General features: G+C 60.5%; 42 protein-coding genes and 1 pseudogene. 30 read left to right on the top strand and 13 right to left on the bottom strand.

Annotated features, from left to right (window positions below; all coding sequences use genetic code 11):
- Positions 1-9: 9 nt before the first annotated feature.
- The 10 genes from FPB55_RS17330 to FPB55_RS17295 all read right to left on the bottom strand — a co-directional run bounded on the left by FPB55_RS17330 (position 10) and on the right by FPB55_RS17295 (position 3,986).
- The gene (locus tag FPB55_RS17330) at positions 10-504 is read right to left on the bottom strand and encodes a single-stranded DNA-binding protein (protein WP_144188856.1); all 495 of its coding nucleotides are present in this window, start codon (positions 502-504) and stop codon (positions 10-12) included.
- Complete coding sequence (locus tag FPB55_RS17325) at positions 501-1,361, bottom strand: ATP-binding protein (RefSeq protein ID WP_144188854.1); 861 nt, start codon at positions 1,359-1,361, stop codon at positions 501-503. The genes FPB55_RS17330 and FPB55_RS17325 overlap by 4 nt, the downstream gene beginning before the upstream one ends.
- A gap of 10 nt (positions 1,362-1,371) precedes the next feature.
- The gene (locus FPB55_RS26380) at positions 1,372-1,518 is read right to left on the bottom strand and encodes a hypothetical protein (protein ID WP_156357124.1); all 147 of its coding nucleotides are present in this window, start codon (positions 1,516-1,518) and stop codon (positions 1,372-1,374) included.
- A 118-nt stretch (positions 1,519-1,636) separates the two neighbouring features.
- Positions 1,637-1,831: a hypothetical protein gene (locus FPB55_RS17320; protein ID WP_144188853.1), complete on the bottom strand. Its 195-nt coding sequence runs from the start codon at positions 1,829-1,831 to the stop codon at positions 1,637-1,639.
- Positions 1,828-2,073: a hypothetical protein gene (locus FPB55_RS17315; RefSeq protein WP_061550579.1), complete on the bottom strand. Its 246-nt coding sequence runs from the start codon at positions 2,071-2,073 to the stop codon at positions 1,828-1,830. The genes FPB55_RS17320 and FPB55_RS17315 overlap by 4 nt, the downstream gene beginning before the upstream one ends.
- A complete protein-coding gene (locus tag FPB55_RS17310) occupies positions 2,070-2,324 on the bottom strand; it encodes a hypothetical protein (RefSeq protein ID WP_144188851.1) in 255 nt (84 codons plus the stop codon). The genes FPB55_RS17315 and FPB55_RS17310 overlap by 4 nt, the downstream gene beginning before the upstream one ends.
- Positions 2,325-2,336: 12 nt before the next feature.
- A complete protein-coding gene (locus tag FPB55_RS26855) occupies positions 2,337-2,462 on the bottom strand; it encodes a hypothetical protein (protein WP_256206997.1) in 126 nt (41 codons plus the stop codon).
- A gap of 20 nt (positions 2,463-2,482) precedes the next feature.
- Positions 2,483-2,737 carry a DUF551 domain-containing protein gene (locus FPB55_RS17305; RefSeq protein ID WP_144188849.1) on the bottom strand — a complete coding sequence of 85 codons (255 nt, stop codon included), beginning with the start codon at positions 2,735-2,737 and terminating at the stop codon, positions 2,483-2,485.
- Complete coding sequence (locus tag FPB55_RS17300; RefSeq protein ID WP_144188847.1) at positions 2,734-3,066, bottom strand: hypothetical protein; 333 nt, start codon at positions 3,064-3,066, stop codon at positions 2,734-2,736. The genes FPB55_RS17305 and FPB55_RS17300 overlap by 4 nt, the downstream gene beginning before the upstream one ends.
- 275 nt (positions 3,067-3,341) lie before the next feature.
- Complete coding sequence (locus FPB55_RS17295; protein ID WP_144188845.1) at positions 3,342-3,986, bottom strand: hypothetical protein; 645 nt, start codon at positions 3,984-3,986, stop codon at positions 3,342-3,344.
- A 102-nt stretch (positions 3,987-4,088) separates the two neighbouring features.
- On the opposite strand from FPB55_RS17295, the gene FPB55_RS17290 reads away from it, so the two are divergent.
- Together FPB55_RS17290 and FPB55_RS17285 are read left to right on the top strand one after the other, a co-directional pair.
- Entirely contained in the window at positions 4,089-4,289 is a 201-nt protein-coding gene (locus FPB55_RS17290) for a hypothetical protein (protein WP_144188843.1), read from the top strand.
- A gap of 339 nt (positions 4,290-4,628) precedes the next feature.
- Entirely contained in the window at positions 4,629-4,946 is a 318-nt protein-coding gene (locus FPB55_RS17285; RefSeq protein WP_144188841.1) for a DUF1654 domain-containing protein, read from the top strand.
- A 48-nt stretch (positions 4,947-4,994) separates the two neighbouring features.
- Here FPB55_RS17285 and FPB55_RS17280 read toward each other — a convergent pair whose 3' ends face one another.
- A complete protein-coding gene (locus tag FPB55_RS17280; RefSeq protein ID WP_178097519.1) occupies positions 4,995-5,357 on the bottom strand; it encodes a hypothetical protein in 363 nt (120 codons plus the stop codon).
- 58 nt (positions 5,358-5,415) lie between these two features.
- On the bottom strand, positions 5,416-6,297 hold the full coding sequence (locus tag FPB55_RS17275) for a LexA family transcriptional regulator (RefSeq protein ID WP_144188837.1): 882 nt from the start codon (positions 6,295-6,297) through the stop codon (positions 5,416-5,418).
- 105 nt (positions 6,298-6,402) lie between these two features.
- Here FPB55_RS17275 and FPB55_RS17270 point away from each other — a divergent pair, with 105 nt between their 5' ends.
- From FPB55_RS17270 to FPB55_RS17185, 21 genes and pseudogenes are all read left to right on the top strand, one after another.
- Positions 6,403-6,597 (top strand): Cro/CI family transcriptional regulator, encoded by a 195-nt coding sequence (locus tag FPB55_RS17270; RefSeq protein ID WP_164524738.1) that lies wholly within the window; start codon positions 6,403-6,405, stop codon positions 6,595-6,597.
- Positions 6,598-6,629: 32 nt separating this feature from the next.
- Positions 6,630-6,818: a hypothetical protein gene (locus FPB55_RS17265; RefSeq protein WP_070086158.1), complete on the top strand. Its 189-nt coding sequence runs from the start codon at positions 6,630-6,632 to the stop codon at positions 6,816-6,818.
- A gap of 18 nt (positions 6,819-6,836) precedes the next feature.
- Positions 6,837-7,016: a hypothetical protein gene (locus FPB55_RS17260; protein WP_033696979.1), complete on the top strand. Its 180-nt coding sequence runs from the start codon at positions 6,837-6,839 to the stop codon at positions 7,014-7,016.
- 85 nt (positions 7,017-7,101) lie between these two features.
- Positions 7,102-7,950 (top strand): transporter, encoded by an 849-nt coding sequence (locus tag FPB55_RS17255; RefSeq protein ID WP_144188829.1) that lies wholly within the window; start codon positions 7,102-7,104, stop codon positions 7,948-7,950.
- Positions 7,947-8,570: an ead/Ea22-like family protein gene (locus tag FPB55_RS26745; RefSeq protein ID WP_238706598.1), complete on the top strand. Its 624-nt coding sequence runs from the start codon at positions 7,947-7,949 to the stop codon at positions 8,568-8,570. Before FPB55_RS17255 ends, FPB55_RS26745 begins: the two co-directional genes overlap by 4 nt.
- A gap of 1 nt (position 8,571) precedes the next feature.
- Positions 8,572-9,555, top strand: a complete 984-nt coding sequence (locus FPB55_RS17245) for a phage replication protein (RefSeq protein ID WP_144188827.1) — start codon at positions 8,572-8,574, stop codon at positions 9,553-9,555.
- Complete coding sequence (locus tag FPB55_RS17240; RefSeq protein ID WP_144188825.1) at positions 9,542-10,348, top strand: hypothetical protein; 807 nt, start codon at positions 9,542-9,544, stop codon at positions 10,346-10,348. Before FPB55_RS17245 ends, FPB55_RS17240 begins: the two co-directional genes overlap by 14 nt.
- A 2-nt stretch (positions 10,349-10,350) precedes the next feature.
- Positions 10,351-10,707: a hypothetical protein gene (locus tag FPB55_RS17235; protein ID WP_144188823.1), complete on the top strand. Its 357-nt coding sequence runs from the start codon at positions 10,351-10,353 to the stop codon at positions 10,705-10,707.
- Entirely contained in the window at positions 10,707-11,294 is a 588-nt protein-coding gene (locus FPB55_RS26375) for a hypothetical protein (RefSeq protein WP_178097518.1), read from the top strand. The genes FPB55_RS17235 and FPB55_RS26375 overlap by 1 nt, the downstream gene beginning before the upstream one ends.
- The gene (locus FPB55_RS17225; RefSeq protein WP_144188821.1) at positions 11,287-11,757 is read left to right on the top strand and encodes a hypothetical protein; all 471 of its coding nucleotides are present in this window, start codon (positions 11,287-11,289) and stop codon (positions 11,755-11,757) included. Before FPB55_RS26375 ends, FPB55_RS17225 begins: the two co-directional genes overlap by 8 nt.
- A 91-nt stretch (positions 11,758-11,848) precedes the next feature.
- Entirely contained in the window at positions 11,849-12,451 is a 603-nt protein-coding gene (locus FPB55_RS17220; RefSeq protein ID WP_178097517.1) for a recombination protein NinG, read from the top strand.
- A complete protein-coding gene (locus FPB55_RS26370) occupies positions 12,444-13,076 on the top strand; it encodes a hypothetical protein (RefSeq protein WP_178097516.1) in 633 nt (210 codons plus the stop codon). The genes FPB55_RS17220 and FPB55_RS26370 overlap by 8 nt, the downstream gene beginning before the upstream one ends.
- Before the next feature lie 7 nt (positions 13,077-13,083).
- A pseudogene (locus FPB55_RS26740) lies at positions 13,084-13,167 on the top strand (ninG protein); the annotation flags it as partial.
- Positions 13,164-13,286, top strand: a complete 123-nt coding sequence (locus FPB55_RS26850; RefSeq protein WP_255248817.1) for a hypothetical protein — start codon at positions 13,164-13,166, stop codon at positions 13,284-13,286. The pseudogene FPB55_RS26740 and the gene FPB55_RS26850, both read left to right, overlap by 4 nt.
- Entirely contained in the window at positions 13,283-13,972 is a 690-nt protein-coding gene (locus tag FPB55_RS17210) for a hypothetical protein (protein ID WP_144188817.1), read from the top strand. The genes FPB55_RS26850 and FPB55_RS17210 overlap by 4 nt, the downstream gene beginning before the upstream one ends.
- Positions 13,973-14,105: 133 nt before the next feature.
- The gene (locus FPB55_RS17205; RefSeq protein WP_144188815.1) at positions 14,106-14,363 is read left to right on the top strand and encodes a hypothetical protein; all 258 of its coding nucleotides are present in this window, start codon (positions 14,106-14,108) and stop codon (positions 14,361-14,363) included.
- Positions 14,364-14,400: 37 nt separating this feature from the next.
- Positions 14,401-14,802, top strand: coding sequence for a putative holin (locus FPB55_RS17200; protein ID WP_144188813.1), 402 nt, complete (start codon positions 14,401-14,403; stop codon positions 14,800-14,802).
- Positions 14,792-15,166 carry a phage holin family protein gene (locus FPB55_RS17195; RefSeq protein WP_144188811.1) on the top strand — a complete coding sequence of 125 codons (375 nt, stop codon included), beginning with the start codon at positions 14,792-14,794 and terminating at the stop codon, positions 15,164-15,166. The genes FPB55_RS17200 and FPB55_RS17195 overlap by 11 nt, the downstream gene beginning before the upstream one ends.
- A 56-nt stretch (positions 15,167-15,222) precedes the next feature.
- Positions 15,223-15,348 carry a hypothetical protein gene (locus FPB55_RS26845; protein ID WP_275113697.1) on the top strand — a complete coding sequence of 42 codons (126 nt, stop codon included), beginning with the start codon at positions 15,223-15,225 and terminating at the stop codon, positions 15,346-15,348.
- Positions 15,345-15,533 (top strand): hypothetical protein, encoded by a 189-nt coding sequence (locus tag FPB55_RS17190; RefSeq protein WP_144188809.1) that lies wholly within the window; start codon positions 15,345-15,347, stop codon positions 15,531-15,533. Before FPB55_RS26845 ends, FPB55_RS17190 begins: the two co-directional genes overlap by 4 nt.
- Positions 15,533-15,781 carry a hypothetical protein gene (locus FPB55_RS17185; RefSeq protein WP_144188807.1) on the top strand — a complete coding sequence of 83 codons (249 nt, stop codon included), beginning with the start codon at positions 15,533-15,535 and terminating at the stop codon, positions 15,779-15,781. Before FPB55_RS17190 ends, FPB55_RS17185 begins: the two co-directional genes overlap by 1 nt.
- A 31-nt stretch (positions 15,782-15,812) precedes the next feature.
- Here FPB55_RS17185 and FPB55_RS17180 read toward each other — a convergent pair whose 3' ends face one another.
- Positions 15,813-16,016, bottom strand: coding sequence for a hypothetical protein (locus FPB55_RS17180; RefSeq protein ID WP_144188805.1), 204 nt, complete (start codon positions 16,014-16,016; stop codon positions 15,813-15,815).
- 85 nt (positions 16,017-16,101) lie between these two features.
- Here FPB55_RS17180 and FPB55_RS17175 point away from each other — a divergent pair, with 85 nt between their 5' ends.
- The 7 genes from FPB55_RS17175 (at position 16,102) to FPB55_RS17145 (ending at position 22,332) form a co-directional block, all read left to right on the top strand.
- Positions 16,102-16,698, top strand: a complete 597-nt coding sequence (locus tag FPB55_RS17175) for a putative metallopeptidase (protein ID WP_144188803.1) — start codon at positions 16,102-16,104, stop codon at positions 16,696-16,698.
- A 29-nt stretch (positions 16,699-16,727) separates the two neighbouring features.
- On the top strand, positions 16,728-17,204 hold the full coding sequence (locus FPB55_RS17170) for a DUF2280 domain-containing protein (protein WP_144188801.1): 477 nt from the start codon (positions 16,728-16,730) through the stop codon (positions 17,202-17,204).
- On the top strand, positions 17,179-18,498 hold the full coding sequence (locus FPB55_RS17165) for a terminase (protein ID WP_144188799.1): 1,320 nt from the start codon (positions 17,179-17,181) through the stop codon (positions 18,496-18,498). Before FPB55_RS17170 ends, FPB55_RS17165 begins: the two co-directional genes overlap by 26 nt.
- A gap of 2 nt (positions 18,499-18,500) precedes the next feature.
- Positions 18,501-19,907: a DUF4055 domain-containing protein gene (locus FPB55_RS17160; RefSeq protein ID WP_178097515.1), complete on the top strand. Its 1,407-nt coding sequence runs from the start codon at positions 18,501-18,503 to the stop codon at positions 19,905-19,907.
- Positions 19,907-20,986 carry a hypothetical protein gene (locus FPB55_RS17155; protein WP_144188796.1) on the top strand — a complete coding sequence of 360 codons (1,080 nt, stop codon included), beginning with the start codon at positions 19,907-19,909 and terminating at the stop codon, positions 20,984-20,986. The genes FPB55_RS17160 and FPB55_RS17155 overlap by 1 nt, the downstream gene beginning before the upstream one ends.
- A gap of 18 nt (positions 20,987-21,004) precedes the next feature.
- Complete coding sequence (locus tag FPB55_RS17150; RefSeq protein ID WP_144188794.1) at positions 21,005-21,433, top strand: hypothetical protein; 429 nt, start codon at positions 21,005-21,007, stop codon at positions 21,431-21,433.
- Positions 21,434-21,585: 152 nt separating this feature from the next.
- Entirely contained in the window at positions 21,586-22,332 is a 747-nt protein-coding gene (locus tag FPB55_RS17145; protein ID WP_144188792.1) for a DUF6651 domain-containing protein, read from the top strand.
- Positions 22,333-22,337: the final 5 nt, after the last annotated feature.

The following is a 22,337-nucleotide window of genomic DNA, read 5'->3' as shown; positions in this document are numbered from 1 at the left end:
GGCTCCCCCTCAGAACGGAATATCATCGTCGAAGCTGTCGAAGTCTTGGGCCTGCTGCTGCGGCTGTTGGCGATGCTGCTGCGCCTGCTGGCCCTGCCGATTGCCCTGGTGCCGCTGTTGGTGCTGAGACTGGCGCTGCTGCTGGGCTTTACCCTGATTCTCTGGCCCGCCTCCCAGCAGCTGCAGGGTACCGTTGATGTCGACGTGCACCTCTGTGGCGTACCGCTTGATGCCGTCCTTTTCCCATTCGCGGGTCTTGAGCTTGCCCTCGATGTAGCACTGCGAACCTTTGCGCAGGTACTCGCCGGCGATCTCGGCAACCTTGCCGAACAGCACCACCCGGTGCCATTCGGTTTTCTCGACCTTCTGGCCGGTCTGCTTGTCTGTCCATGCCTCGCTGGTCGCCAGACTGAGGTTGGTGACCGCGTTGCCGTTGGGCAGGTAGCGGACCTCGGGGTCCTGGCCGCAGGTGCCGACCAGGATTACTTTGTTGATGCCCCTCATGCTGCTTTCTCCGCGATTTCGGCTTTGCGTTTGTCTTTGGCGGCATTCAGCTGCGCCAGGTGGTCGGGTGACTGCTCAAGGATCCGGTACGCTGCCGAGTACACGCTTTGCAGCTCCTGCATGGTCTCGGTCACCGGGATCTTCGATAGGGCATCCTGCAGCGCAGTGGCCTGCAGGTCGGCCTGCGACTTGCCGTCATTGAGCCAGGCCAGCAAACGACGCCCGGTTTCCTCGCTGATCACCTCAGGCTGGTCGAACAGCTTTGTCCGGTCCTTGCTGGCGATCGCGGCGTGGCCGTCGTGGGTGATATCGAGCACCACGGTGAACTCGTAGTCGGTGCCGTCCCGCTGCTCTGACTTCATGCCGAGCTTGATCACCTTCTTGCCTTCACCCTGGACCGTCTCGGTCTTGCTCCGCATGGTGCAGATGATGTGCAGCGGGCTGGTCAGGATCTTGTCGGTCAGCTTGCGATGTCGCGGCGTGGTTTCGTTCCAGGCCGCCCAGGTGTTGCCCTTGAACTTCTGGTGAGCAAGCTTCTCGTTCGACTCGAGGCACCCGCCGGAGCCGGTCCACTCGTGCGAGTAGCTGTCGATGATCAGTACGCTGTAGCCGGCCTGTTCGGCGGCGGTGATGGCCTCGGCGTACCGCTCAGGCGAGTAGGGCGCGTGCAGCTCCAGCACATCGAAGTCGGCGATGTCGGCGTACAGCGACGCGCTGCCGTGCTCGGTGTCGATCACCGCGATCCGGCCGCCCAGGCCCTTGGCCATGAGCAGCGCTGACATGGTCTTTCCAGACCCGGATGGCCCAGCAAGTGCCAGCCGTAGCTTGGCCTGCTTGCGTTCGGCTTTCTTGAACATGGGGGTGTCCTCAGTTCGGTTGGTTGTCCCACTGCCGCTCTATGCGAGCAGCCTCGTCTTCGTACTCTTTGCGCTCATCGCCCTGGTATTGCTCAGGCGAGAACGAGCCGACCGTCATCCAGTCGAGCTGGGCGGCCAGGCGGGGTGTTGTGTTCATGGGGTGCCTCAGGAGGTGATGCTGCCGGCTAGGGCGCTGGCCAACATCCATGCGGTGCACAGGGATAGCGTAATGAAGCTGCCGCGCCAGAATGCCCAGCGTCGCGCTTGCTGGCGGGTCACGGCCTGACCCTCACAGCGATGCGCCGGCCTTTCATGGTGGCGCTCAGCTGACGCTTAAGGCTGGCCACTGGCAAGTCACGAGGAAGGCCAATCACTTCGTTGAAGGGAAGCCCGAAGCTGATGATGGCCAGGCTACGCTCGATCTGTTCAAGCTGCTCGTCAATCAGCGATTTGACCGGTGCAGTGCTCATGAGAACCTCCGGGCTTGCTGCTCCCACTGCTGGTGATCGTGAGCGATCATGCGGTCACGGCGCTGGATGAAGTGGTTGCGCAGAGGGAGGTCGATGGCGCCGGTGAGGTGCGCCAGGTCGATGGCGATTTCAATCTCACCCTCGAGCCGGGCACGCCCACTCAGCGAATCCGAACCCTTAGCCATGGCCTCAAGGCGAGATTCGATCATGCCAATCACATCGTTGCGCGTTGAATTGTTCATGCTGTCCTCCGGGCGGCGCCTGAGCCGCATATGGCTTCCATCTTGTCGAGTGCCGCGCTCAGCACACGGCGGCTTACAGCCCGCTGGCGTTCATCACGCTCGCGGATCATGGTGTTCCAGGCCTCGTTGTTCGCCCTGGCCTGCTCAGAAGTAAGGTGATCCGCCCAGCTGGTGTCGCCGAAAAGGCGCATCTGGCGGTCGACCTCGCGCGCCTGGGCGCTGTCTGCGTAAAGCTCATGCTCGCGAGCCATGGTCGCCTCCAGTTATCCGATTTCGTGTTCAGCAGCCCACCAGCCACACTGCCAGTCGCTGGACTTGCTGTGATTCATTGGCTCGCCGTCTTGGCGGGCGTCGTAGCCTTTCTGGTATTCCTTGCTGTGCTCGGCCATGGTCGCCTCCAGGTGGTGGGTTACTCGGTGGGTGGGGAAGGGAGGGGCTGCCAGTGGGTTGGCTCATCGCCTTCGCAGAAGCCGCCGTCCCAAGACTGCCAATTGGCGCCGGAATCGATCTCGACCTCACCGACGTACTCGCCAGTGGTGTCGTGAAAGTGCGACTCGGACTTGGCCCACTTGATCCAGGCTCCAGCGGTCACGCGACTACCTTTGCGCAGGATGATTTCAGTGCCGTCGCGCGGCGCCGAAGCAATCGGCTGCCAGCCGCTCATGGCTTCACCCGGGCGGCGAGCATGGCGTCGGCCAGTTCGTAGGAGGTTTCTGCAATCTTCTGTGCGACCGGCCTACCATCGCGCGGATCAACGTAGCCAGGGTTTATGAAATTGCTGTCTGCACTGGTCGCGGTGGCCTGAGCAGCTGCGAACCTGGCGGCGAAGTAATCACGCAGGTTCATGCCCGGGTAAGCGCTGAAGGTTTGCGGCTTGATTTCTTCGCCATTGAACCCCTTGATCGGCGTGATTCCGCTGTTGTTGATCTGCGTGGGGAAGGCAGGTCCGCCTGTTTCTCTGCTCATCGTGTGAATCTCGGTAGCCAACCGCATTGGCCAGGCGCCAGGCGCGGGTGACCAAACCCACCGTGAAAGGTGGCCTGGCGCCTGCCTAATGCGGTCGTATTTGAAGGGAAGGGGATGCGGGATGCATCGGTGGCCACTCTCCGGGGCAAGCCGGGTGTCGGGACGCCTCACCATGCGACGAGACGCTACCCACGCTCACAATTCGCGGCGATCAACTCGCGTTCAGAGTGGCCACCGATGCAGCCTGCGATGGGGAGCAGGGCATCGGGCAGTTAACGTCAGGCTGACGGGGCGCTGGTTGTTCAGTCGTCTTCCTGATCGCGCTCCCAGCCTTTCACCTCGTAGGCGAAGCTGGTCCACTTTTCCTGCTCTGCCTCGGTCATGCTGTTCCAGTCAGCAGACTCATCGCGGGATACTGCTTCGCCGCCCTTGAAGATGACTGTGCCGCAGTTGCTGCCGATGTCTTCGTCGGCATAGGCCAGCTCGATGGTGGCCTCTGGGAACATCTGGCTGAGCTTGAGGAAGATCGGCTCAGGGAAGGACCAGGCAGTTTCAAAGCTTGCAGACTCGGGACCGTCGACACTCGGCTCGCAGGCATTCCACTTGGTGCCCCACGCGGAACGGGCGAAGTCCATGCTGTGCAGGAAGCCTGTCTTGCGGTGGTTGCGCAGCATCTGGACGAACTGCTCGAAGCTTTCATCGCTCAGTTTTCGCACATCGGTGCGTTCCCGGTTGGCCTGCTGAAGGCTGCCGATCATGGGATGGGAATCGAGCGGCAAGCTCAGAGTTCGCTCAGCGGCAGTTTCCGCGTCGCAGGCAATGCCATTCCAAGGAAACTCACCCTCGAACTTGATGATCTTGCCGAAATCAATTCGGCCTTCCTCGTTGAGCATCGCCTGGATCACTTCCTGCGGCGCCTTGACCTTGTTGGTTACCCAATTCGGCATTTCGTGTTCCTCCAGTGGATTCCCAAAGCACCCGGTCGCCCAGGTGCTTCAGTGAATCGCCGGTCATGCAGCGTTGCTGTAGTAATGAGCTTGCAAGCCCCAATGAACGACGTCCTGCTGCGCCAGGCGGTGCTGCACCCAGTCGGCCTCGTCGCCGCTTACCTGCGCCTTGAGCTGCCAGCGGCGGGATTCGGCCTGGGCAAGATCGCGCTGGTGGTTTGCGTTGCGGAGCGCTTCACGGTTGGTCATTTCGGTGATCTCCAGTTGATTTCCAATGCCGGCTCAGTGAACCGGCATCAGTAAATCGTTCTGTCTTCTCTCAGGCCCCGGTCGCTCACCCGGTATCGCGCTTCCTGCATCTGTCGAGGCATGCGCGCCGCTTGGATGCCGCGCTAGTGCGGCACACCTGATCGCACCAGAGCCCTGCGGGGATGGCGGCCTGCTATGCCTGCAGGCTCGGCGGTCTTGGTTGTTAAAGAGCGGTGAGGCTTGAGGGCCTCCCGAGGGGCTGTGTAGCGCCTCGATGGATGTAGTTAACCATCGGTATAGATTTGTCGTCAATACCGATGGTTAATTTATTTTTCGAAGGCGTGCGCTATGATCCGAATTACTGGATGAATATACAGTCGTTAAGGAGGTGTCATGGCCAAGCAAAACAAGACGGCGCCAACGCAGCAGCGCCAAGGAATGACCGCGCTAGAGCGGCTTGGTTTGAGGATGTCCAACATGATCAACCATCCAAAAGCGCAGGAGCAGCGCTGGGTGGCCATTCATCGACTGGACATAGATGGTGACGCCGAGTGGGGCGAGATGATGCGTATCCTGGGCGAGACTGACGGCCTGGAGATCACGCATTTGGAGGAGGGCGGGATAAAAATCGAGTGGGAAATGCAGAGCGATGAAGATCGCGAGGCACCGATTGATGAGCTTGAGGCGCTAGCGGAAGAGGCACCTTTCTGAAACAAAAGAGCCCGCTCAAGGCGGGCTCAATCTTGGTGCTCGGAAAGGCTACCTGCATCCGCTCAAAGCGAATTGCATGATCTGGGCTTGACTGGAGGTGGTATTTTTTGGCTTGAGGTAGACCTTCTGGCCTGCCGCAGAAATCGAGTAATCAAGCGCAAGAGCTCGGCCATTCGCTCCAGAAATGTAAATTGAGGCCGTGCCAGAACTCGAAAAAGGGGAATCGGTTTTCACAACAATCGAGTCAATATTTACGGATCGCTGACAGTCCGGCCCGGCATCAGCTAGGCCATCAATAATTTCGGCACCAAGCTGCCTGGCAAGTTTTTCACTTGTTTCCACCAAGCCCTTATGGGCATCCCATATGATCGCAAGATATCCGGCGACAGCCATGAGGATCAGCACGAACACTAGCTTCTTTATGAATGACACAAGATCCCTCTCAACGCTGCAGTAAATTCCCGGCCAGCTACGCCTTTTTGGCGTTCCAGATGAGCAAGACCTTGGCATGAATTGTAACGTCATCGATCCTGGCCTGCTGATCCTTGTGCTTCTCGTTATCCGAGATCAGCCAGAAATGGTCTTCATCGAAGAACTGCAGGCGCTTGATATACAGGTGTCCATGCCATGTCAGCACGTAGATACCGTCTCCCACGAATTCGTTCACGCCACGATCAACGATCAGCGGGTCTTTATCGTTGATCGTGCCTTCCATGCTCTGGCCCCACCCGAAGATCATGGCCAGGGCAGACTGGGAGGTGTAGGTGACACCTTTTTCGTGCAACACCGACTCCTTGACGATCACATTTCGCATGACCTCGGTGTAGTCGGGCGGCACCTGGCCGTGCCCCATCGATGCTCGTATGTCGTATTGCGGGATGAAGATCTCGTCCTTCTTCACCTTTAGTCCCGAGAAATCAGCCGATACGACGTTACTCGGCCGCTCGTCCACTAGGGAATCCGCCACAGCAGCTGCGATCTTCTGCTGCGCATCCTCGTCCAGCTTCTTGCCAGCGTGCTGCTTCAGCATCTCCATGACCTTTTCGGCTGCGCCTTTCTTGTGATCCTGGTCGCCACTCGGCAGCGACCTCAGTGACCGGATCTCATCAGCCAAGCGCGGGCTGAATTTCTCAACTGGAACGTCCAGTAGCCTTGCCAGCACGGCGGCGAATTTGGCATTCAGCGGGTTGAGACCCTTGAAGTAAAGATTTACCGCCGCCGGAGTCATGCCGGCCTCATCCGCGATTTTCTTCTGACTGAGCTTAAGCTCGTTCTTGCGCGCCAGGAAAAGCGCATGCGCCGCCTCGCATTCAGCCAGGCGGTCAGGGGGAAGGATTCGTTTCTTAGTCATGGCGCGAACATATACCAACGGTTAAATAAATGGCAGAAACCATCGGTATGGACAAAGAATCAACCGATGGTTAATATCTGGCTCATGAACAACCGAGGCCAGACCATGAACGCGACCCCCCTCGACAAATTCGTTGCTGAAAAAGGGCAGTCCGAAGCCGCCAGGCTTCTTCGTGTGACAGCCCCGGCAATCCACAAGGCGCTGATCGCCAAGCGCGACATCAGCGTGTTCCAGCTTCCCGATGGCGGATTCGAGGCGGTTGAGCAACGACCGTTCCCGTCTCAGAAGACTGCCGCCTAAAAATCACCACCACGCAAGGAGCAGTAGCCCGTATGTACGCCAATCCCAAGCACCTGCATGACCGCGAGATCAAGGTCCGGGTCGACGAGGACACATTCAACCTGATCCAGGCGATGGCTGTGTATCACCGCACCCAGCGTGCCGTGCTCTGCCGCGAAATGCTGGAAGCGCAGCTGGCTGCCCTGGCTTCGGAGAATACCGGCGATCAAACCGCAGCCTGAAGGCCGCGAGGAGGCCCTATGCCGACCGAACAATTCGGTCTGGACCCGGGCTCGATGGATTTACTTGAGCGAGAGGCGCGAAAGCGGGGGATCACCCCTGAAGCGCTAGCAGCCGAGCTGATTGATCGAGAGCTGGCCAGCCGAACGAAACCTCGAAACGCGAGGGGAGCGGTTCTTCCGTTCCAGCGCAAGGCCTGATCAGGCCCTGATAAGCCCGAATTCCGGGCACAAAAAAGCCGGGTGGCACCCCGGCTCTCTGCAACGCATAAAAGTGAGACCAATTATGCATCCACAGACCCCAAGTGTACAGGCCCTCATCCGGCCCGCGCCACAAAATGCGAACCATGATTTCGTGGCGCCGGTGATGACGAGCCTTGAACTCGTCGACTTCATCAATGACGACAGGAAGGCTAAGGCTTACGCAGCCGGCATGGTATTCCCTTGCGAGGGCTACCCAAGGCTGATGCACAAGAACTTCCTGGCCAAGGTGCCGGAAGTGCTCGGCGCGACATCGGCTGATTTTTCAGCCGATCTCCCTGACGGCTATGGGCGCGCTCGTCGCGGCTATTCCTTCCCGAAGCGGGAAGCGTGCCTGATGGCAATGTCGTATAGCTACGAGCTGCAGGCCAAGGTTTTCGATCGCATGACCGCGCTTGAATCCAAGCCGGCCGCGCCCGCCGACCTCAGCAAGCTGGAAATCCTCCAGATGGCCCTGGAGTCGGAGAAAGCCCGCGTCCTGCTTACCGTCCAGGTCGAGGCCCAGGCCACAAAGATCGAGCACCTCGAAAACCTTTTCAAGGAAGGCATGAGCCACGTCCAGTTCTGCAAGGGTCTGAATGGGGTCAACGTGATGCAGGTCGGTCACTTCCTCGAAGGTCGAAACTGGCTCTACAACGAGAGCAGGTCCAGCACTCGCTACCGCGTCGGCGCCTACGCCCGCGACAAGTACATGACCGAGCACCAGAAGGAAATCACGCCGCACGGTCGCGAGGCGTTCATCAGCTACACGCCGATCCTGCTGCGCAAGGGCGCAGTGCGCCTGTACGAGCTGTACCTGGCCGGCGAGTTGCCCATGAAGAAGAACTGGGACGGCCTGCACACCCACGACAAGGCCGTGCGGGGGGCAGCATGAGCATCGACAAAGAGAAACTGAAGGCGCTGGCGAAGACGAGCACACACTTCACTGAGGTTGGCAAAGGTGATCGTGTTGAGGTGTGGGACAGAAAGAAAGGCCATCGTCGCGCCACTTATACGGATATGGACTTCCTTGCCGCTGCAAACCCCAACGCAGTCCTAGAGTTGCTCGCCGAAATTGAGCGGCTTGAGGCCGACAACAACGCCATGCGTGGCAGCACCAAGCGCATGGGCGAAGACGCCTCAAAGATGCAGAAGCAGATCCGCGCATCTCAGCGCGACATCAAGAGAGCAGAGCGTCGCCTGCAGGATGCGGAGAGCCTAAAGGCCGAGAACCAAGACCTGCGCATGCTGGTGAAGGAAATGGACCTGATGTTCGGGCGAGTCCTGCTCGGCATGCGCGGGGCTGTCATCGAGTGGCTGCACGGACAGGGTGCCGACGCTGGCATGCAGTGGATCTGGAACGGCTTGCGTGGCCCTGGCGAACTGCCGCCGGATGAAGAGACCGAGGCCCAGGCCTACTTCGACCGTGAGGTGGTGAAGATCGAGGAAGGCCTGCAAGAGGTTTACGCCTACCGCGAAAAGCGCCGCAGCGAAAAAGCCAAAGGGGGTATTTGATATGCAGTTCACCCTCACCATCAACCAGGTGAAAGCTCTGGAATGGGGGCTCAACTCCCAGCAGGCGCTGCTGTTCTCGTTCGTCTACGGCTGCCCGAGCTGGGCCAAGCCTATGCAGACGCCGGACGGGATCTACTTTGCCCTGAGCAAGGCCAAGATCACCGACGAGCTGCCGCTACTGACCGGCAAGCCGGATACCGCCTACCGAATGCTGAAAGCCCTGGAGGAGGTCGGCCTGATCGAGCTTTCCAGCACCTCCAGCATCACCCTGTTCCGGCTGACGGAGAAGGCCACTGAGTGGAACCAGAAACTGGATGGGTCGGAAAAATATCCGACCCCACCGACTGGTACCAAAGGTCGGAAAAAAATCCGATCTACCTCGGAAAAAAATCCGAGCATGGTCGGAAAAAAATCCGAGCCAAGGTCGGAAAAAAATCCGACAAATCAGGATACCAATAATCAGGATACCAATCAGGGTACCAGTCAGTGTTCGCAGGAAGGTTCGGACGAGCCGAACCAGCCTGCCGGAAAAGTGGTTGCACTGATCCCTGTTGGGGGCGAAGAGCCGCGCTGCGAAATCCCGGCGGACATGCCAGGCCCGAAGGATCAGTCCTGCAAAACCTTCAAGGCCTGGGCCAACTACGCCATGGCCTACCGCAAGCGCTATCACACCTGGCCGGTATGGAATGCGAAGGCAGGCGGGCAGATGGGCCAGCTAATTGACCGCCTTGGGATTGAAGTTGCTCACCATGTCGCCGCGTTCTACCTGCGGATCAATGATGCCAAGCTGATCAACGGCTGCCACAACCTGGGCGACCTGCTGGCCAAGGCCGAGGCCTACCACACCCAGTGGGTGACCAACCGCCAGATGAACGCCACCACTGCCCGCCAGCAGGAGCAGACCCAGGCGAACATGAACGCGGCGCAGGAAGCGGCTGACGCGATCCGCAACGGCAAGGGAGGTAAGCGCAATGCTTTCCTCTGACCAACAAGCCGAATTGGCCGTGGCCATCTGCGCAACTGCCGAGGCAATGGGGCAGGCAATCAGCGCAGGAGGCGCTCAGCTCATCGCTGAGGACCTTTCGGCCTATGAGCCTGCAGTCATCATTGGCGCACTGCGTGCGTGCCGTAGGGAGCCTGCTGGGCGCCTTTCGCTCGGCATGGTCCTCAAGCACATCCATGCGGCTGACACCCGCCCCGGGAAGGATGAGGCGTGGTCGATCGCCCTGGCAGCCAGTGACGAGCATGAAACGGTCGTGCTTACCACTGAAATCCGCCAGGCCATGATCGCGTCAGAGCCGATTCTTGAGGCTGGCGACAAGATCGGCGCACGAATGGCCTTCATGAGTGCCTATGAGCGCCTGGTGAGCTTTGCCCGGGCCGAGGACCAGCCGGCCAAGTGGGAGGTTTCGCTGGGATACGACGCCGGGCGCCGGGTAACGGCAATCGAATCCGCCGTCCGCGCCCAGCTCATCACTCACGAGACCGGTGCCAAGTACCTGGCCGACCTGCGCATTGCGCCCATCACCCAAGACGGCGAGGCCATTGCCGGCCTGCTCACCGGGGAAGTGCGCCCGCAGGCCAGCGCCAAGACTCGTGAAAAGCTCGCCGAGGTGCGCTGCATCCTCAAGGCTGCCAAGGCCAAGAAAGACCGCGAGCGTGCCAAGGAAGATCAGCGCCGCCGTATCGAAACCTACCTGCGCAAGCGGGAGACACGCGCCGCAGTCGCTCAGTTGAACATCAAGCGCGCCGGGAAGCCGGCCGGGGAGGGGGTGTGAGCATGGAAGATCGTGAATTGCTGGAGCTGGCGGCCAAGGCTGTTGGGTATCAGCCGTGTGGTAGTGACTGCGAGGGTTATCCAATCTTCGTCGTGGACAGCATGCCTATCGGCTGGAATCCGCTCACCGACGACGGCGATGCTCTTCGCCTTGCGGTGAAGCTGGGAATGTCTTTGCGTCTTGCGCAGTTCGAGGAATGGACACAGGTGTTCGTCGATGACCTTTACAGCCGCGCCGCAAAGCCAGTAACGGAGCACGCCGGCAGAACTTCGAAAGGCCAGACCATCGAGCAGGCCACCCGCCGCGCCATCGTCCGCGCCGCCGCCGAGATCGGCAAAGCCATGCAGGAGAAGCACTGATGGACACCAACAAGATGCGCGAGCTGAAGGCACTGGCAGAGGCTGCCACTCAAAGCCATGGCGCTCGGCGCGTAGAAGTCGACCACAACGGCGTGCACGTAATCGGTGATGGTAGCTGGAAGATCCTGAGTGCCTGGCACACGCCCGACGGCAAGGGCGCGCAGAACGCAGAGTTCGCCGCAGCTGCCAGCCCAGATACGGTTCTGGCTCTGCTCGCGGAGATCGATCGGTTGGTGCGCAAGAACAACAACCAGGCCGAGAGCATCCGGGAGTATCAAGACCTGACCATGGGCGGCGACGTGAGCCTTGGAATGCTGAAGGCGGACCTGCGGGTGACCAGTGGGGAGCGCGACCAGCTCAAGGCCGAGAACGAGGCGCTGCGCAAGCTGAAGCTCCCACACTTCCTGAAGTTGTCTGACGAGATGCGCGCAGCTGGTGACCATGCTGAGCAGCGGGCGCTCGAGGACCAGTGCTACAGCGTTCCTGTCCTGAAAGGGGTGTTCTTCGAGGCCGCCATACAGCGCTGGCTTGATGATCAGGAAGAAGCAATCGACGCGGCAATGGCCAAGGAGGCATCCCATGGTTGAGAAAATCTCCGTCAACTCTCAGGCCAAGCTCTCCGAGGCCGTGACCATGCTCACCCGTATGTTCCGCGACAAGAAGTTCGTAGTGGTCAGTATGCGCCCGGGGAAGGACCGCACTCTTGACCAGAACGCACTGTGGTTTGCCATGTACGACCGCATCGCCAAGAGCACCGAGATGGGCGACATCGAGGATGTGCGCCGGTACTGCAAGCTGCACATCGGCGTGCAGATCCTGCTCAACGAAGACGTCGAGTTCCAGCAGGCCTGGTACCGGGTCATGCGCCACCTGCCATACGAGGAGAAGCTGGCGATGATGGGCGAGTGCAAGCTGTTCGGCCCGGACGGGTTCCCTGTGACCAGCCTGTTCAATCGCGCCCAGGGCGTGGCCTACACCGAACGCATCCTGGCCGAGTTCACGCCCAAGGGTGTTTTCTTCGGCGACCTGGTGGGCGAGGTGGCGGCATGATCTGGATCATCGCTCTGATATTGGCGCTCACGGGCGAACCCTTCGCCGCCGTGATCACCTGCATGATCGGCCTGCTGATGGGAGGGAAGTGATGCACGCCAAGGAGATCAAACCGAAGAAATGCAGGGCGCCAGGCTGCGGCCAGCGCTTCAAGCCCATGCTCTCAACGCAGAAGGTATGCAGCCCGGCCTGCGCCCTGGCTATGGCCAAAGATCCGAAGCTCCAGAAGGTCGCGGCCAAGGCCATCACCAAGCAGGCCCGGGAAGACCTCAAGGAGCGACGGGAGAAGCTGAAGAGCCGAGCCGACTACGCCAAAGAGGCTCAGGCAGCGATCAATCGCTACGTGCGCCTGCGGGACGCTCACCTGGGGTGTATCAGCTGCAGCAAGCCCGCTTCGTGGCAGGGGCAGTGGCATTGCTCGCACTTCCGTAGCGTCGGCGCCGCCCCGCACCTGCGCTTCAACCTATGGAACATGAACAAGTCTTGCAGCGCCTGCAACAACTTCCTGAGCGGAAACATCATGGCTTACAGGCCTGCGCTCATAGAGAAGATCGGTCAGGCCAAGGTTGATTGGCTGGAGTGCAACAGCGACATCGCTCGTCACGACATCCCATATCTGAAGCGGCTCAAGGTGGTGTTCAGTAAGAAGGTGCGGCGCATCGAAAAACGGTTGAAGGAGGTTTGCCATGGGTAGCGATGTAATTCTGCTCAGGACCTTTGTGGAACAACGCTCAGGGGCAAACCGGTCGATGGGTGTATTCCAGTGCTGCACATGCAGCGTCGAGTTCTCGTCGCGCATGGATCGCTTGAAGTCCATGACTGGGTGCTGTCCGCCTTGCGCCAACAAGCGCGGAGGGCGTAAGCGCTCCACGCACGGCCTCAACAACGCCAACAGTCGACTCCACGTCACCTGGGCGAACATGAAGCGCCGCTGCCTCAAGCCTCGGGGTTCGGAGGTGGAGAAGTACGCCGGCGTCACCCTCTGTGATGAGTGGATGAGCTTCGAGCCGTTCATGGAGTGGTCCCTGGCGAATGGTTACACCGATCAGTTGACCCTGGACCGAATCGAGTCGAGCAAAGGGTATTGCCCTGAGAATTGCCGGTATACCGATTACAACGTCCAGGCCGCCAATCGCCGGCTTACCGACAAGAACACAAGCGGCCATGTTGGCATCTCGTGGGACAGAGGGCGGTGGGCGGCAAAGGTGCAGTGGCAACGAAAGCAAATTCACCTCGGAAGATTCAGAGATATCGCCCAGGCCATCAAAGCCAGGAACGATTATCTCGACCTTCACGCGCTGCCGCACAGGAGGTCTTGACGCGATGAGACAAGCAACCATCGAGGACCTGCAGGCCATCAAGGCCCTGTACCGCCAGAAACTCCGCGACCTCAAGAGGGCAGCAGCATGAACTGGACACCAACCGACAGCGGGCAGTTGCTCATCCTGGCCATGGTCATCTTCGCCGGCTACGCGCTTGTGCGTGGCATGGTCATCTCGAATCGCCGCAAGAAGGAGCAAGGACGATGAAATATCAAAGCGTGTTGGCGGCAGTGGTCCGTGCACTTGCGGCAGAGACCATTAGCGGCGTGGGTGGCGGCGACTTCGAACCGAAGGTACAGGCCTCGAAGCTGAAAGGGGAGATCACCGGGAAGGATGCGGCGATGCTGGTGGACTGCTGGGTGCACGCCCGCCTGCACAGCAAGCTCATCCCTCGGCACTGGAATGCGCTGACGGCCAGATTCTCGACCCACAAGGCCAAGAAGGTGGAGGCGATCGGCAAGCTGGTGCCCCTGATCGCTACCCAGGCGCCGAACCTGTTCCGGTACAAGGCTGTCACCGCCTGGGCCATACCGCCGGTCAAAGGTGTGCAGGCGCCGTCGGGCAACGAGGTGGCCAGCAGATCGGCACGAGAGCGCGCGCAGTTCGATTCGCTGCACGCTGGCGTGGTGCAGCACCTGGCGGGTGGCGATATGCCCGAGGATGGCGGCCAGGCACGCCGTGAGCAGTACGTGAAGCGCTCAACCGACATGATCGTACTGCCGGCCGAGTTCTACGACATCAACACATGGGACAACCAGGGCCTGAACCGGACCACTTACTGGCGATGGAAGAAGGCCATCGAGAAGGTGCTGGATGAGATGGTTGTCGAGGCGCTGGCGGCATCTGCCAAGATTTTGGAGGACGAAGGCATTTTGATGGCAGAAGCGGCTTGACAACCGCGCAACCGTGCAACATTATTCCCTCATCCTGTCATTCCTGCGTGTGTTGAGGATTGACGAACAGAACCCGGTCCTCGCGCCGGGTTTTTTATTGCCCCGAGAGGCCCTCAAGAGTCCCGGAGGCTCAGTGACCCGATCAACCTGTTGGAGTCTGCTGGCCCTTGGGCTGGCGATGCTCAACTACGTCATGCACCGCGACATCAGCTGCAACGTCTTCTTCGCCACCTTCATCTTCATCCAGGCCCTCAAACGGCCCAGCGAGGAAGACCAGCTGATCGCCACCCGAATGCTCGAGTTCGCCGCCTGCTCAGGCGCTGCGCTGCTCACCTTTGCAATCATGTCGAGGCTCCTGGGAGTCGAATGGATTCCACCGGCCTCATGGTAGGGCTGGCGATCATCAACACCGCCCACCGGGAGAGCTTATGAGCGCAGATGGGATTTCAAGCGCGATCATAGTCGGTGCGGCAACAGGCGCTGGCGTCGTGTCAGCTACACAGATACCGATTGACCACGTAATCATCATGGGCGCGATCGGCGGGTGCTGTGCCTTCCTGGCCTCCACCGCCGAGTTGAAATGGGGGTCAAAGATCCTCTACGCCGTTTTCTCGTTCATCGCTGGCTACCTGGCCGGCCTGGGCATACTGATCCTCTACCCCTACAACGTGGTTGCTGCTGGCGTGGCCTTGGTCATCTCTGCACTGGCCTCTACCATGTTCGGATCACTCAAAGCGTGGTCGGAAGGAGGGAAGAAGCCTGCCTGGGTAGAATTCTTCGAGCGCTTCATCCCTTCCGGCCTACTGCGAGGTAAGCGAGATGAAGGATGACGCGAGCACCATCATAGAAACGCTAGCTATCTGGATGAATGGGGTATTGGCTTGGGTCCAGGCGATAGCACCCGAAGTGCTACTGACCACCCGTGGCGTCTGTCACCTGGTGATCTTCCTGATCATCGCGGGGTACCGGAAGAAGACCGACCGTCACCGCCGCTTCGTAGGCCTGATGGCTGGGATGCTGGCGGGTGCGAATCTGGCTGAGGCCTACCGCATCGCCGTCAACTACGCATCGTTCCTGGCCCTTGCTCAGTTCCCGCTGACCATCTGCATGGTCGGGTTCATGTTCTTCGTCGTGTACTCACGGGGCAACATGGCAAAGCTGATCCCGCCAAGGCTGGATCGGATACTGCGGTAGTCCGCGCCACAAAATAGACGTGCGCCGTTTCGTGGCGCGAGCACGAGGAAAGTCAGATGGGTCAGCTTCCTGATATGACCGGCGCGTTCATCATGCTGGGTCTTAGTTGCGCCGTTGCCGGTTGGGCGTTCATTGAGGGTCTGATTTGGATCGCCTCTCACTTTCGTGTGGTGCTGGTATGAGCAACGTCACTCGCATTCGCCACGAGCTGCCGGTAAGCATGGATATCGTCCATGCGGTGGCCGAGTTCGATTCCGCCCTAGTGAAAGCGATTGATGCTGCCAAGGATGCCGGGCTTCCGCAGGGATTGCTGGTAGGCCTGCTGCATGGTCACGCGCACGCCGAGACGCACAAGATGGTGGTCTAATGAAGGTTGTCGAGTTTCAGCGCGAGAACTGGCGCGATGCATCCAAGACCCTGCGCAAGATCGCGGATCAGCTGGATAGCGGCGATCTTCCGGTTTGCAGCATCGGCGTGATGGCCATGCGCGACCCATCCGGCCAGGTGAATCTCTTCGCCTTCGGCCCGGTTGCGGACGACCTGCAGTCCCTAGCCATGTTTCGGCTGGCGGAGCAGAAACTGATCGACGTGCTGCTGGATGGCGGGGAGGGGTAAGCGTGCCGCAGGTGAGTGCGGCACGGATGAGTCACTTAACCTTCATGGCCTCTTGAATGTTATCGGCATACTGAGAAAGATTTTTAAACTCAGCTTCAAGGTCAGCGCCAGAAGCGCTAGCTGCTTTTGCCGCTATGACTTCAATAGCAATGGCAACGGCAAAGGATCTCTTCGATTCCGGCGTAAAGGTTCTGTTGTTCATGTCCCTGACGTTTGAGTTGATTGTGGACGACATTTCGAGTTCCTGAGTGATAGTGGGTTCACATCAATAGCGGCTACACGCCACTATTTCAAGCCGCAGGTGCCCCATGAGCAGACCAATGCCGTCGGTCGAGTTGCTCGACTCTCCGTTCCTGGAGCTGCTCCCAGCGCCTGAGGTCTGGGATTGGATTCAGCGCGAGATCCTCGCCGACACAGGCAGCATCCATAATCCTGAGCATGCTCACCTGATTGACGCCAACATCGGCGTGCTGTGGGCATCCTCCGCGTTCACGAAGAAGGGCAGGTCGGTGCTTGGCCAGGCCGAGCAGCTGATGATCCGTGCCGGTGGATGGCAGAAGGCCCGCCAAGAGCAGCAGATGCGATCCTGGTTCGGCGAAGAGCCCGAGTTTCTCATCACCTTGGCCGGCGACTATTGCGCTCAGTGCAGCGAGGCCGAGTTCTGCGCCCTGGTAGAGCACGAGCTGTACCACATCGCTCAAAAGGCCGATAAGTACGGCGCCCCAGCGTTCGGCGATGACGGCATGCCCAAGCTTGAGATGCGTGGCCATGACGTCGAGGAGTTCGTCGGGGTGGTGAGGCGCTACGGTGCGAGCAACGAAGTACAGCAGCTGATCGACGCTGCAAGCCGGCCGCCTGAGGTGGCCAAGATCAACATTTCGAGGGCCTGCGGAACCTGTCTAAGTCGGGTCGCGTAGTTTTACCGGACCTTTACGGATGACAACCCATGGCTGCACTCAGAGACGAGGTGAAAGCCTTCATAGTGCAAGGCCTTGCCTGCTTTGACACGCCTACTCAGGTAGCTGATGCGGTAAAGCAGGAATTCGATGTCGTTGTCACTCGTCAGCAGGTTGCGACCTACGATCCCACGAAGTACGTCGGTCGAGGACTGTCGGCCAAGTGGCGAACCTTGTTCGAGGACACCCGGAAGCGCTTCCGCGAGGAGACGGCGGAGATTCCCATTGCCAACCGGGCGTTCCGGCTACGCGGTTTGGGGAGGATGGCTGAGAAGGCCGAGAACATGCGCAACCTGGCGCTGACCGCCCAGCTCTACGAACAGGCAGCCAAGGAGTGCGGCGACATGTACATCAACCGCAAGCTAGAACCCGACAAACCCCTGGGCTCCCAGGCGGATCAGCCGCACGCCGTTGCTGAGTACAAGCTGGAGCCAGACGAAGGTGTCCCGACTACCCCGTACCTATGACCCGCCGGTGAGGCTGACGCCGAAGCAGGCGAACATCTACGTGTGGGGCTTCCAACCGCAGGCGCGCTTCCGTGATGCAGTTTGCGGGCGTCGATTCGGCAAGACCTTCCTCGGCAAGGCAGAGATGCGCCGCGCGGCCCGATTGGCTGCGGAGTGGGGCGTGAGCGTTGAGGATGAGATCTGGTACGCGGCTCCGACCCAAAAGCAGGCCCGCCGGGTGTTCTGGCGCCGACTGAAGCAGGCCATCCCGCGAGAGTGGCGAGAGTGCAAGCCGAACGAGTCGGACATGCTGATCACGCTCAAGAGCGGCCACCTGATCCGCTGTGTTGGCCTGGAGAACTACGACGACCTGCGCGGCTCCGGCCTGTTCTTCGTGCTGGTGGACGAATGGGCGGACTGCAAGTGGGCGGCCTGGGAAGAAGTCCTGCGCCCGATGCTGTCGACGTGCGAGTACGTCGTACCTGGTATCGGTAAATGCAAGGGCGGGCACGCGCTTCGCATCGGCACGCCCAAGGGCTTCAACCACTGTTACGATACATACCGCGATGGGCAGAAAGACGGTGAGCCAGACCACAAAAGCTGGCTCTACACCTCGCTGCAGGGCGGCAACGTCCCGGCCGAGGAGCTGGATGCCGCCCGCCGCAAGATGGACCCTAGGACGTTCCGGCAAGAGTACGAGGCCAGTTTCGAGAACTATGCCGGGGTCGTCTACTACACGTTCAGTCGCACCGACTGCCGCACCAGCGAGCGGATCAAGCCGGGCGAGGCTCTGCACATCGGCATGGACTTCAACGTCATGAAGATGGCAGCGGTCGTGTATGTGGTCCGTGACGGCCTGCCGCTGGCCTTGGATGAGTTCCACTCAGTGCGCGACACGCCCGAGATGATCGAGAAGATCCAGGCGCGATTCCCTGGGCATGGCGTGGCGGTCTATCCAGACGCCAGCGGCCAGAACACCAGCAGCAAGAACGCCAGCGAGTCGGACCTGTCCCTGCTGCGCAAGGCTGGCTTCACGGTGATCGTGGATTGCCAGAACCCAAGCGTCAAAGACCGGGTTAACTCGGTCAACGCCATGTTCATGAACGCATACGGCGAGCGCCGGCTGATGGTCAACATCGACCAATGCCCGCAGCTCACCCTGTGCCTTGAGCGACAGACCTACGACAAACACGGCGAGCCCGATAAAGACCCGAAGAAGGGTCACGACCACATGGTTGACGCCGCTGGCTACTTCATCGCCAAGCGCTTCCCGATCAACGTGGCGATGACCACGACCCAATCCCTGAGAATGTGACCATGAGCGATAACCCGAGCATCACGCTGCCCGCTGTCGACGCGATGCGCGCCTACTGGGCCGTGATCTCGCCGCTCATGGGCGGGACGATGGCGATGCGCGCAGCGGGCAAGACCCTTCTGCCGCAGTACCCAGCCGAAGACGACGAGGCCTACAAAGAGCGCCTGCGCCTTTCGACCCTGCTGCCGGCGTACTCCGAGACCGTGGGCAACATGACCTCCCGAGTGTTCGCCGAGCCACTGCAGGTAGGCGACGATGTGCCAGAGGCCATTGTCGAGATGACCAAGGACATCGACTACGCCGGCAATGACCTCAACTCCTGGGCGGTCGGGTTCTTCACCGAGGGGCTGAGCCATGGCCTGTGCCATGCCTTCGTCGATCACCCGCCAGCGGGCGAACTGAAGACCCAGGCAGACGAGCAGGCCGCTGGTGTGCGCCCCTATGTGGTGATGGTGAGGCCTGAGCAGTTGCTTGGCTGGCGCTCCAAGGGTGGCGTGCTGACCATGGTCCGCTACATCGAGGTGGTCGAGGAGGAAGATGGCGAGTTCGGCGCCAAGTGCGTCGAGCAGATTCGCGTGCTGGAGCCGGGCGCCTGGCGAACCTATCGCAGGTCGGCCAAGGCCGTACGGGGCAAGCAGGCCGCAGCCGGCGGTACCTGGGAGCTGCACGAGGAAGGCACCAATAGCCTGACCGCGATTCCGTGGGTCACCTTCTACACCGGGCGCACCGGTTTCATGACGGCCAAGCCGCCGCTGATTGAGCTTGCACACCTGAACGTGAAGCACTGGCAGAGCCAGAGCGACCAAGACAACATCCTCCACGTTATCCGTGTGCCGATCCTGGTGCGCATCGGCATCCAGACCCAGTACGACAACCAGGGGAAGGTGATCCCGCCAGAGTTCAAGGTTGGCACCGGCCAGCTGACCGATCTGCCCAAGGACGGTGACCTCAAATACGTTGAGCACACCGGAAAGGCCGTCGAGTCAGGCCGAACCGCGCTGCAGGACCTGATCAACGAGATGCGCATGGCCGGGGCCAAGCTGCTGACGCCTGACAAGACGGCCACCAAGACCGCCACCCAGGCGGAGGAGGAGGCGGCGCAAGAGATGTCACCCCTGCAGCGGATGTCGAACCATTTTGGCGACTGCCTGGCGCAGCTGCTGCAGTTCATGGCCGAGTACCGCAGCCTCGGCGACGGCGGCACAGTCGAGATGCGTGGCAACTACGACGTTGACTACATGCCAGAGGTTTCTCTGCCGACGCTGGTCTCGATGGCCAATGCCGGCATGATCTCCAAGGAGACGCTGTTCACCGAGATGCAGCGCCGCGGCGTGATCAGCGACGAATACGACTGGGACGATGAGCGGGCGAAGATTGACGCCCAGGGCCCGGCCCTCGGTACGCTGTGATGAAGACGGCCAACCAGAAGCTGCTGAACGAGCTGATCGGGCATGAGGTCGATCTGTCCAGGCTGAGCAACAGCCAGGTGATGACGATCATCAAGATCCTCAACAGCAAGGATGCCGACCTGCGGGCTGCGCTGATCGAGGCGATCGACAACCTCGGCACCGACCTGTCGGCTGCGGCTGTCGATATCGCCCTGTCGGCGGTGCTGAGGATCAACCAGCAAACCTTCATTGAGATCCGCCTGGCCATGGACCAGGTGACCGATGGGCTGATCAGTTACGAGCTGGCGTTCCAGCAGAGCGCGTTGCGGGCCGTTCTCCCGGCTCTGGTGCAGGAGGCATACCCGGTCGTCTCCCCGGCGTTCAGCGCGGTGAAGGCGATCGCCCAGGCCCGACCATTTCAGGGGCGCCTGCTGAGGGAGTGGATGGCCGGCATCGAGTCCAGTCGCGCTGCCACAGTGCGCGACGCTGTGCGCTCGGGCGTTGTCGAGGGGCGCACCACTGCGGATATCGTCCGCACAGTCATGGGCACCAAGGTGCAGCATTACGCCGATGGGTCCCTCCAGAAGGCCAGGCGCGACGTCGAGGCGGTAGTGCGGTCTGCGGTATCCCATACCGCCGAAACGGCCAGCGACGCAGCGTATGAGGCCAACAGCGACATCATCAGCCACGTTGAGTGGCTTAGTACGCTGGACAACCACACCTCGTCCGACTGCCGTATTCGTGACCGGCTGCCGTACACGCTGGGTACCTACAAGCCCATCGGGCACCAGGTGCCATGGCTGGCTGGCCCCGGCCGCATCCACTTCTGCTGCCGTTCCAGCAAGGTGCCAGTGCTCAAGAGCGCCAAGGCTCTTGGCTTCAATGACGGCGCGACGCGGGCGAGCATGGACGGCCAGGTGCCGGAGTCGATGACCTACGCCGAATGGCTGAGCAAGCAGTCAGCAGCGCGCCAGGACGAGATCCTCGGCCCGGAGCGTGGCCGGCTGATGCGAGAGGGCGGGCTGAAGCTCAGCACGTTCTACAACGACAAGGGCAAGTTTCTGACGCTTGAAGAGCTCAGAGCCCGCCTAAATCAGTGACCTTTGGAGAGATTCGAAATGACCCAGCGCTACATCGGCACAAAGCTCATCTTCGCCCTGGCAATGACTCGCCTGGCCTACAACGATTATCGGGGCTGGGATCTGCCGACTGGCGAAGACGGAGCTGACGAGGGCTACCTGGTCGAGTATCAGGACGGCGGCAAGCCGAACCATCCAGGCCACGCCGGGTACATCAGCTGGTCGCCAAAAGAGCAGTTTGATGCCGCATACCTGCCGATCGGCGATGTCGAAGGCTTCCAGCCTCATCAAGTGCGCGTGGTTGCCGAAAAGGCCCAGCTCGACGACAAGATCGCCAAGCTTGATGCGTTCACAAAGACGGGAGCCTTCAAGCGATTGACCGCGCTTGATGATGAGCTGCTGACCGCGCAGCTGTCGTGCATGCGTGAGTACTCCTCGATCCTGGCTCGGCGAATCCACGGGTTCTGATCCGCGCCACAAATCACGTCATCGCCATTTCGTGGCGCGCATCTTCAAGGCCTTGCCAAGTGCGGGGCTTTTTTCTGCCTGCGGTTCGGATGGACGGGGCGCAACTGGGGCCGGATGGCTCATCAACTGGCCGGATGGCCCAGAGAGACGACATGAAACTCAAGACCGTTGAAGTGGATGGCAAGCAGTACGCCGTGATCGAAGATGGCAAGCCTGTCTACGTCGAGGACGATGGCAAAGAGGTCGCCTTCGATGCTGTGGGCACCCGCAATACCATCACCCGGCTGAATGCCGAAGCTAAGTCGCACCGCGAGCGCGCCGACGGCTTCGAGAAGACCGCCAAGGCGTTCGAAGGCATCGATGATGCCGCGGCCGCCAAGAAGGCGCTGGAAATCGTCGCCAATCTCGACGCCAAGAAGCTGGTGGATGCCGGCGAGATCGAGAAGGTGAAAGGCGAGATCAGCAAGGCATTCCAGGCCCAGCTGGATGAAGCCAACACCAAGGCGCAGGGCTTCGAGCAGCAGCTGTATTCCGAGAAGATCGGCGGAAGCTTCGCCCGCTCGCAGTTCATCGCCGAGAAGATGGCGGTACCGGCCGACATGGTCCAAGCCACCTTCGGCAGCAGCTTCAAGATCGAGGAAGGCAAGGTCGTCGCGTATGACGCCCAGGGCCAGAAGATCTTCAGCCGCAGCCGCCCGGGTGAGCTGGCCGACTTCAACGAAGCACTCGAAACCCTCGTCTCGCAGTACCCCCATCGCGACCACATCCTGAAGAGCTCCGGCGCCAATGGTGGCGGCGCTCCGAATGGCGGTGGTGGCAACAAAACCACAAAGGGCAACTTCGGTGGCACCAAGGCAGAGCGCCTGGAAGCCATGAAGGGCCTGATCGCAAGCGAATAAGGAGG

Origin of the sequence: Pseudomonas sp. BJP69, from assembly GCF_007633355.1 — a bacterium.
GTDB classification, from domain to species: Bacteria; Pseudomonadota; Gammaproteobacteria; order Pseudomonadales; family Pseudomonadaceae; genus Aquipseudomonas; species Aquipseudomonas juntendi.
Note: the sequence above shows the minus strand (reverse complement) of the source record. Positions and strands in the feature narration are given on the sequence as shown.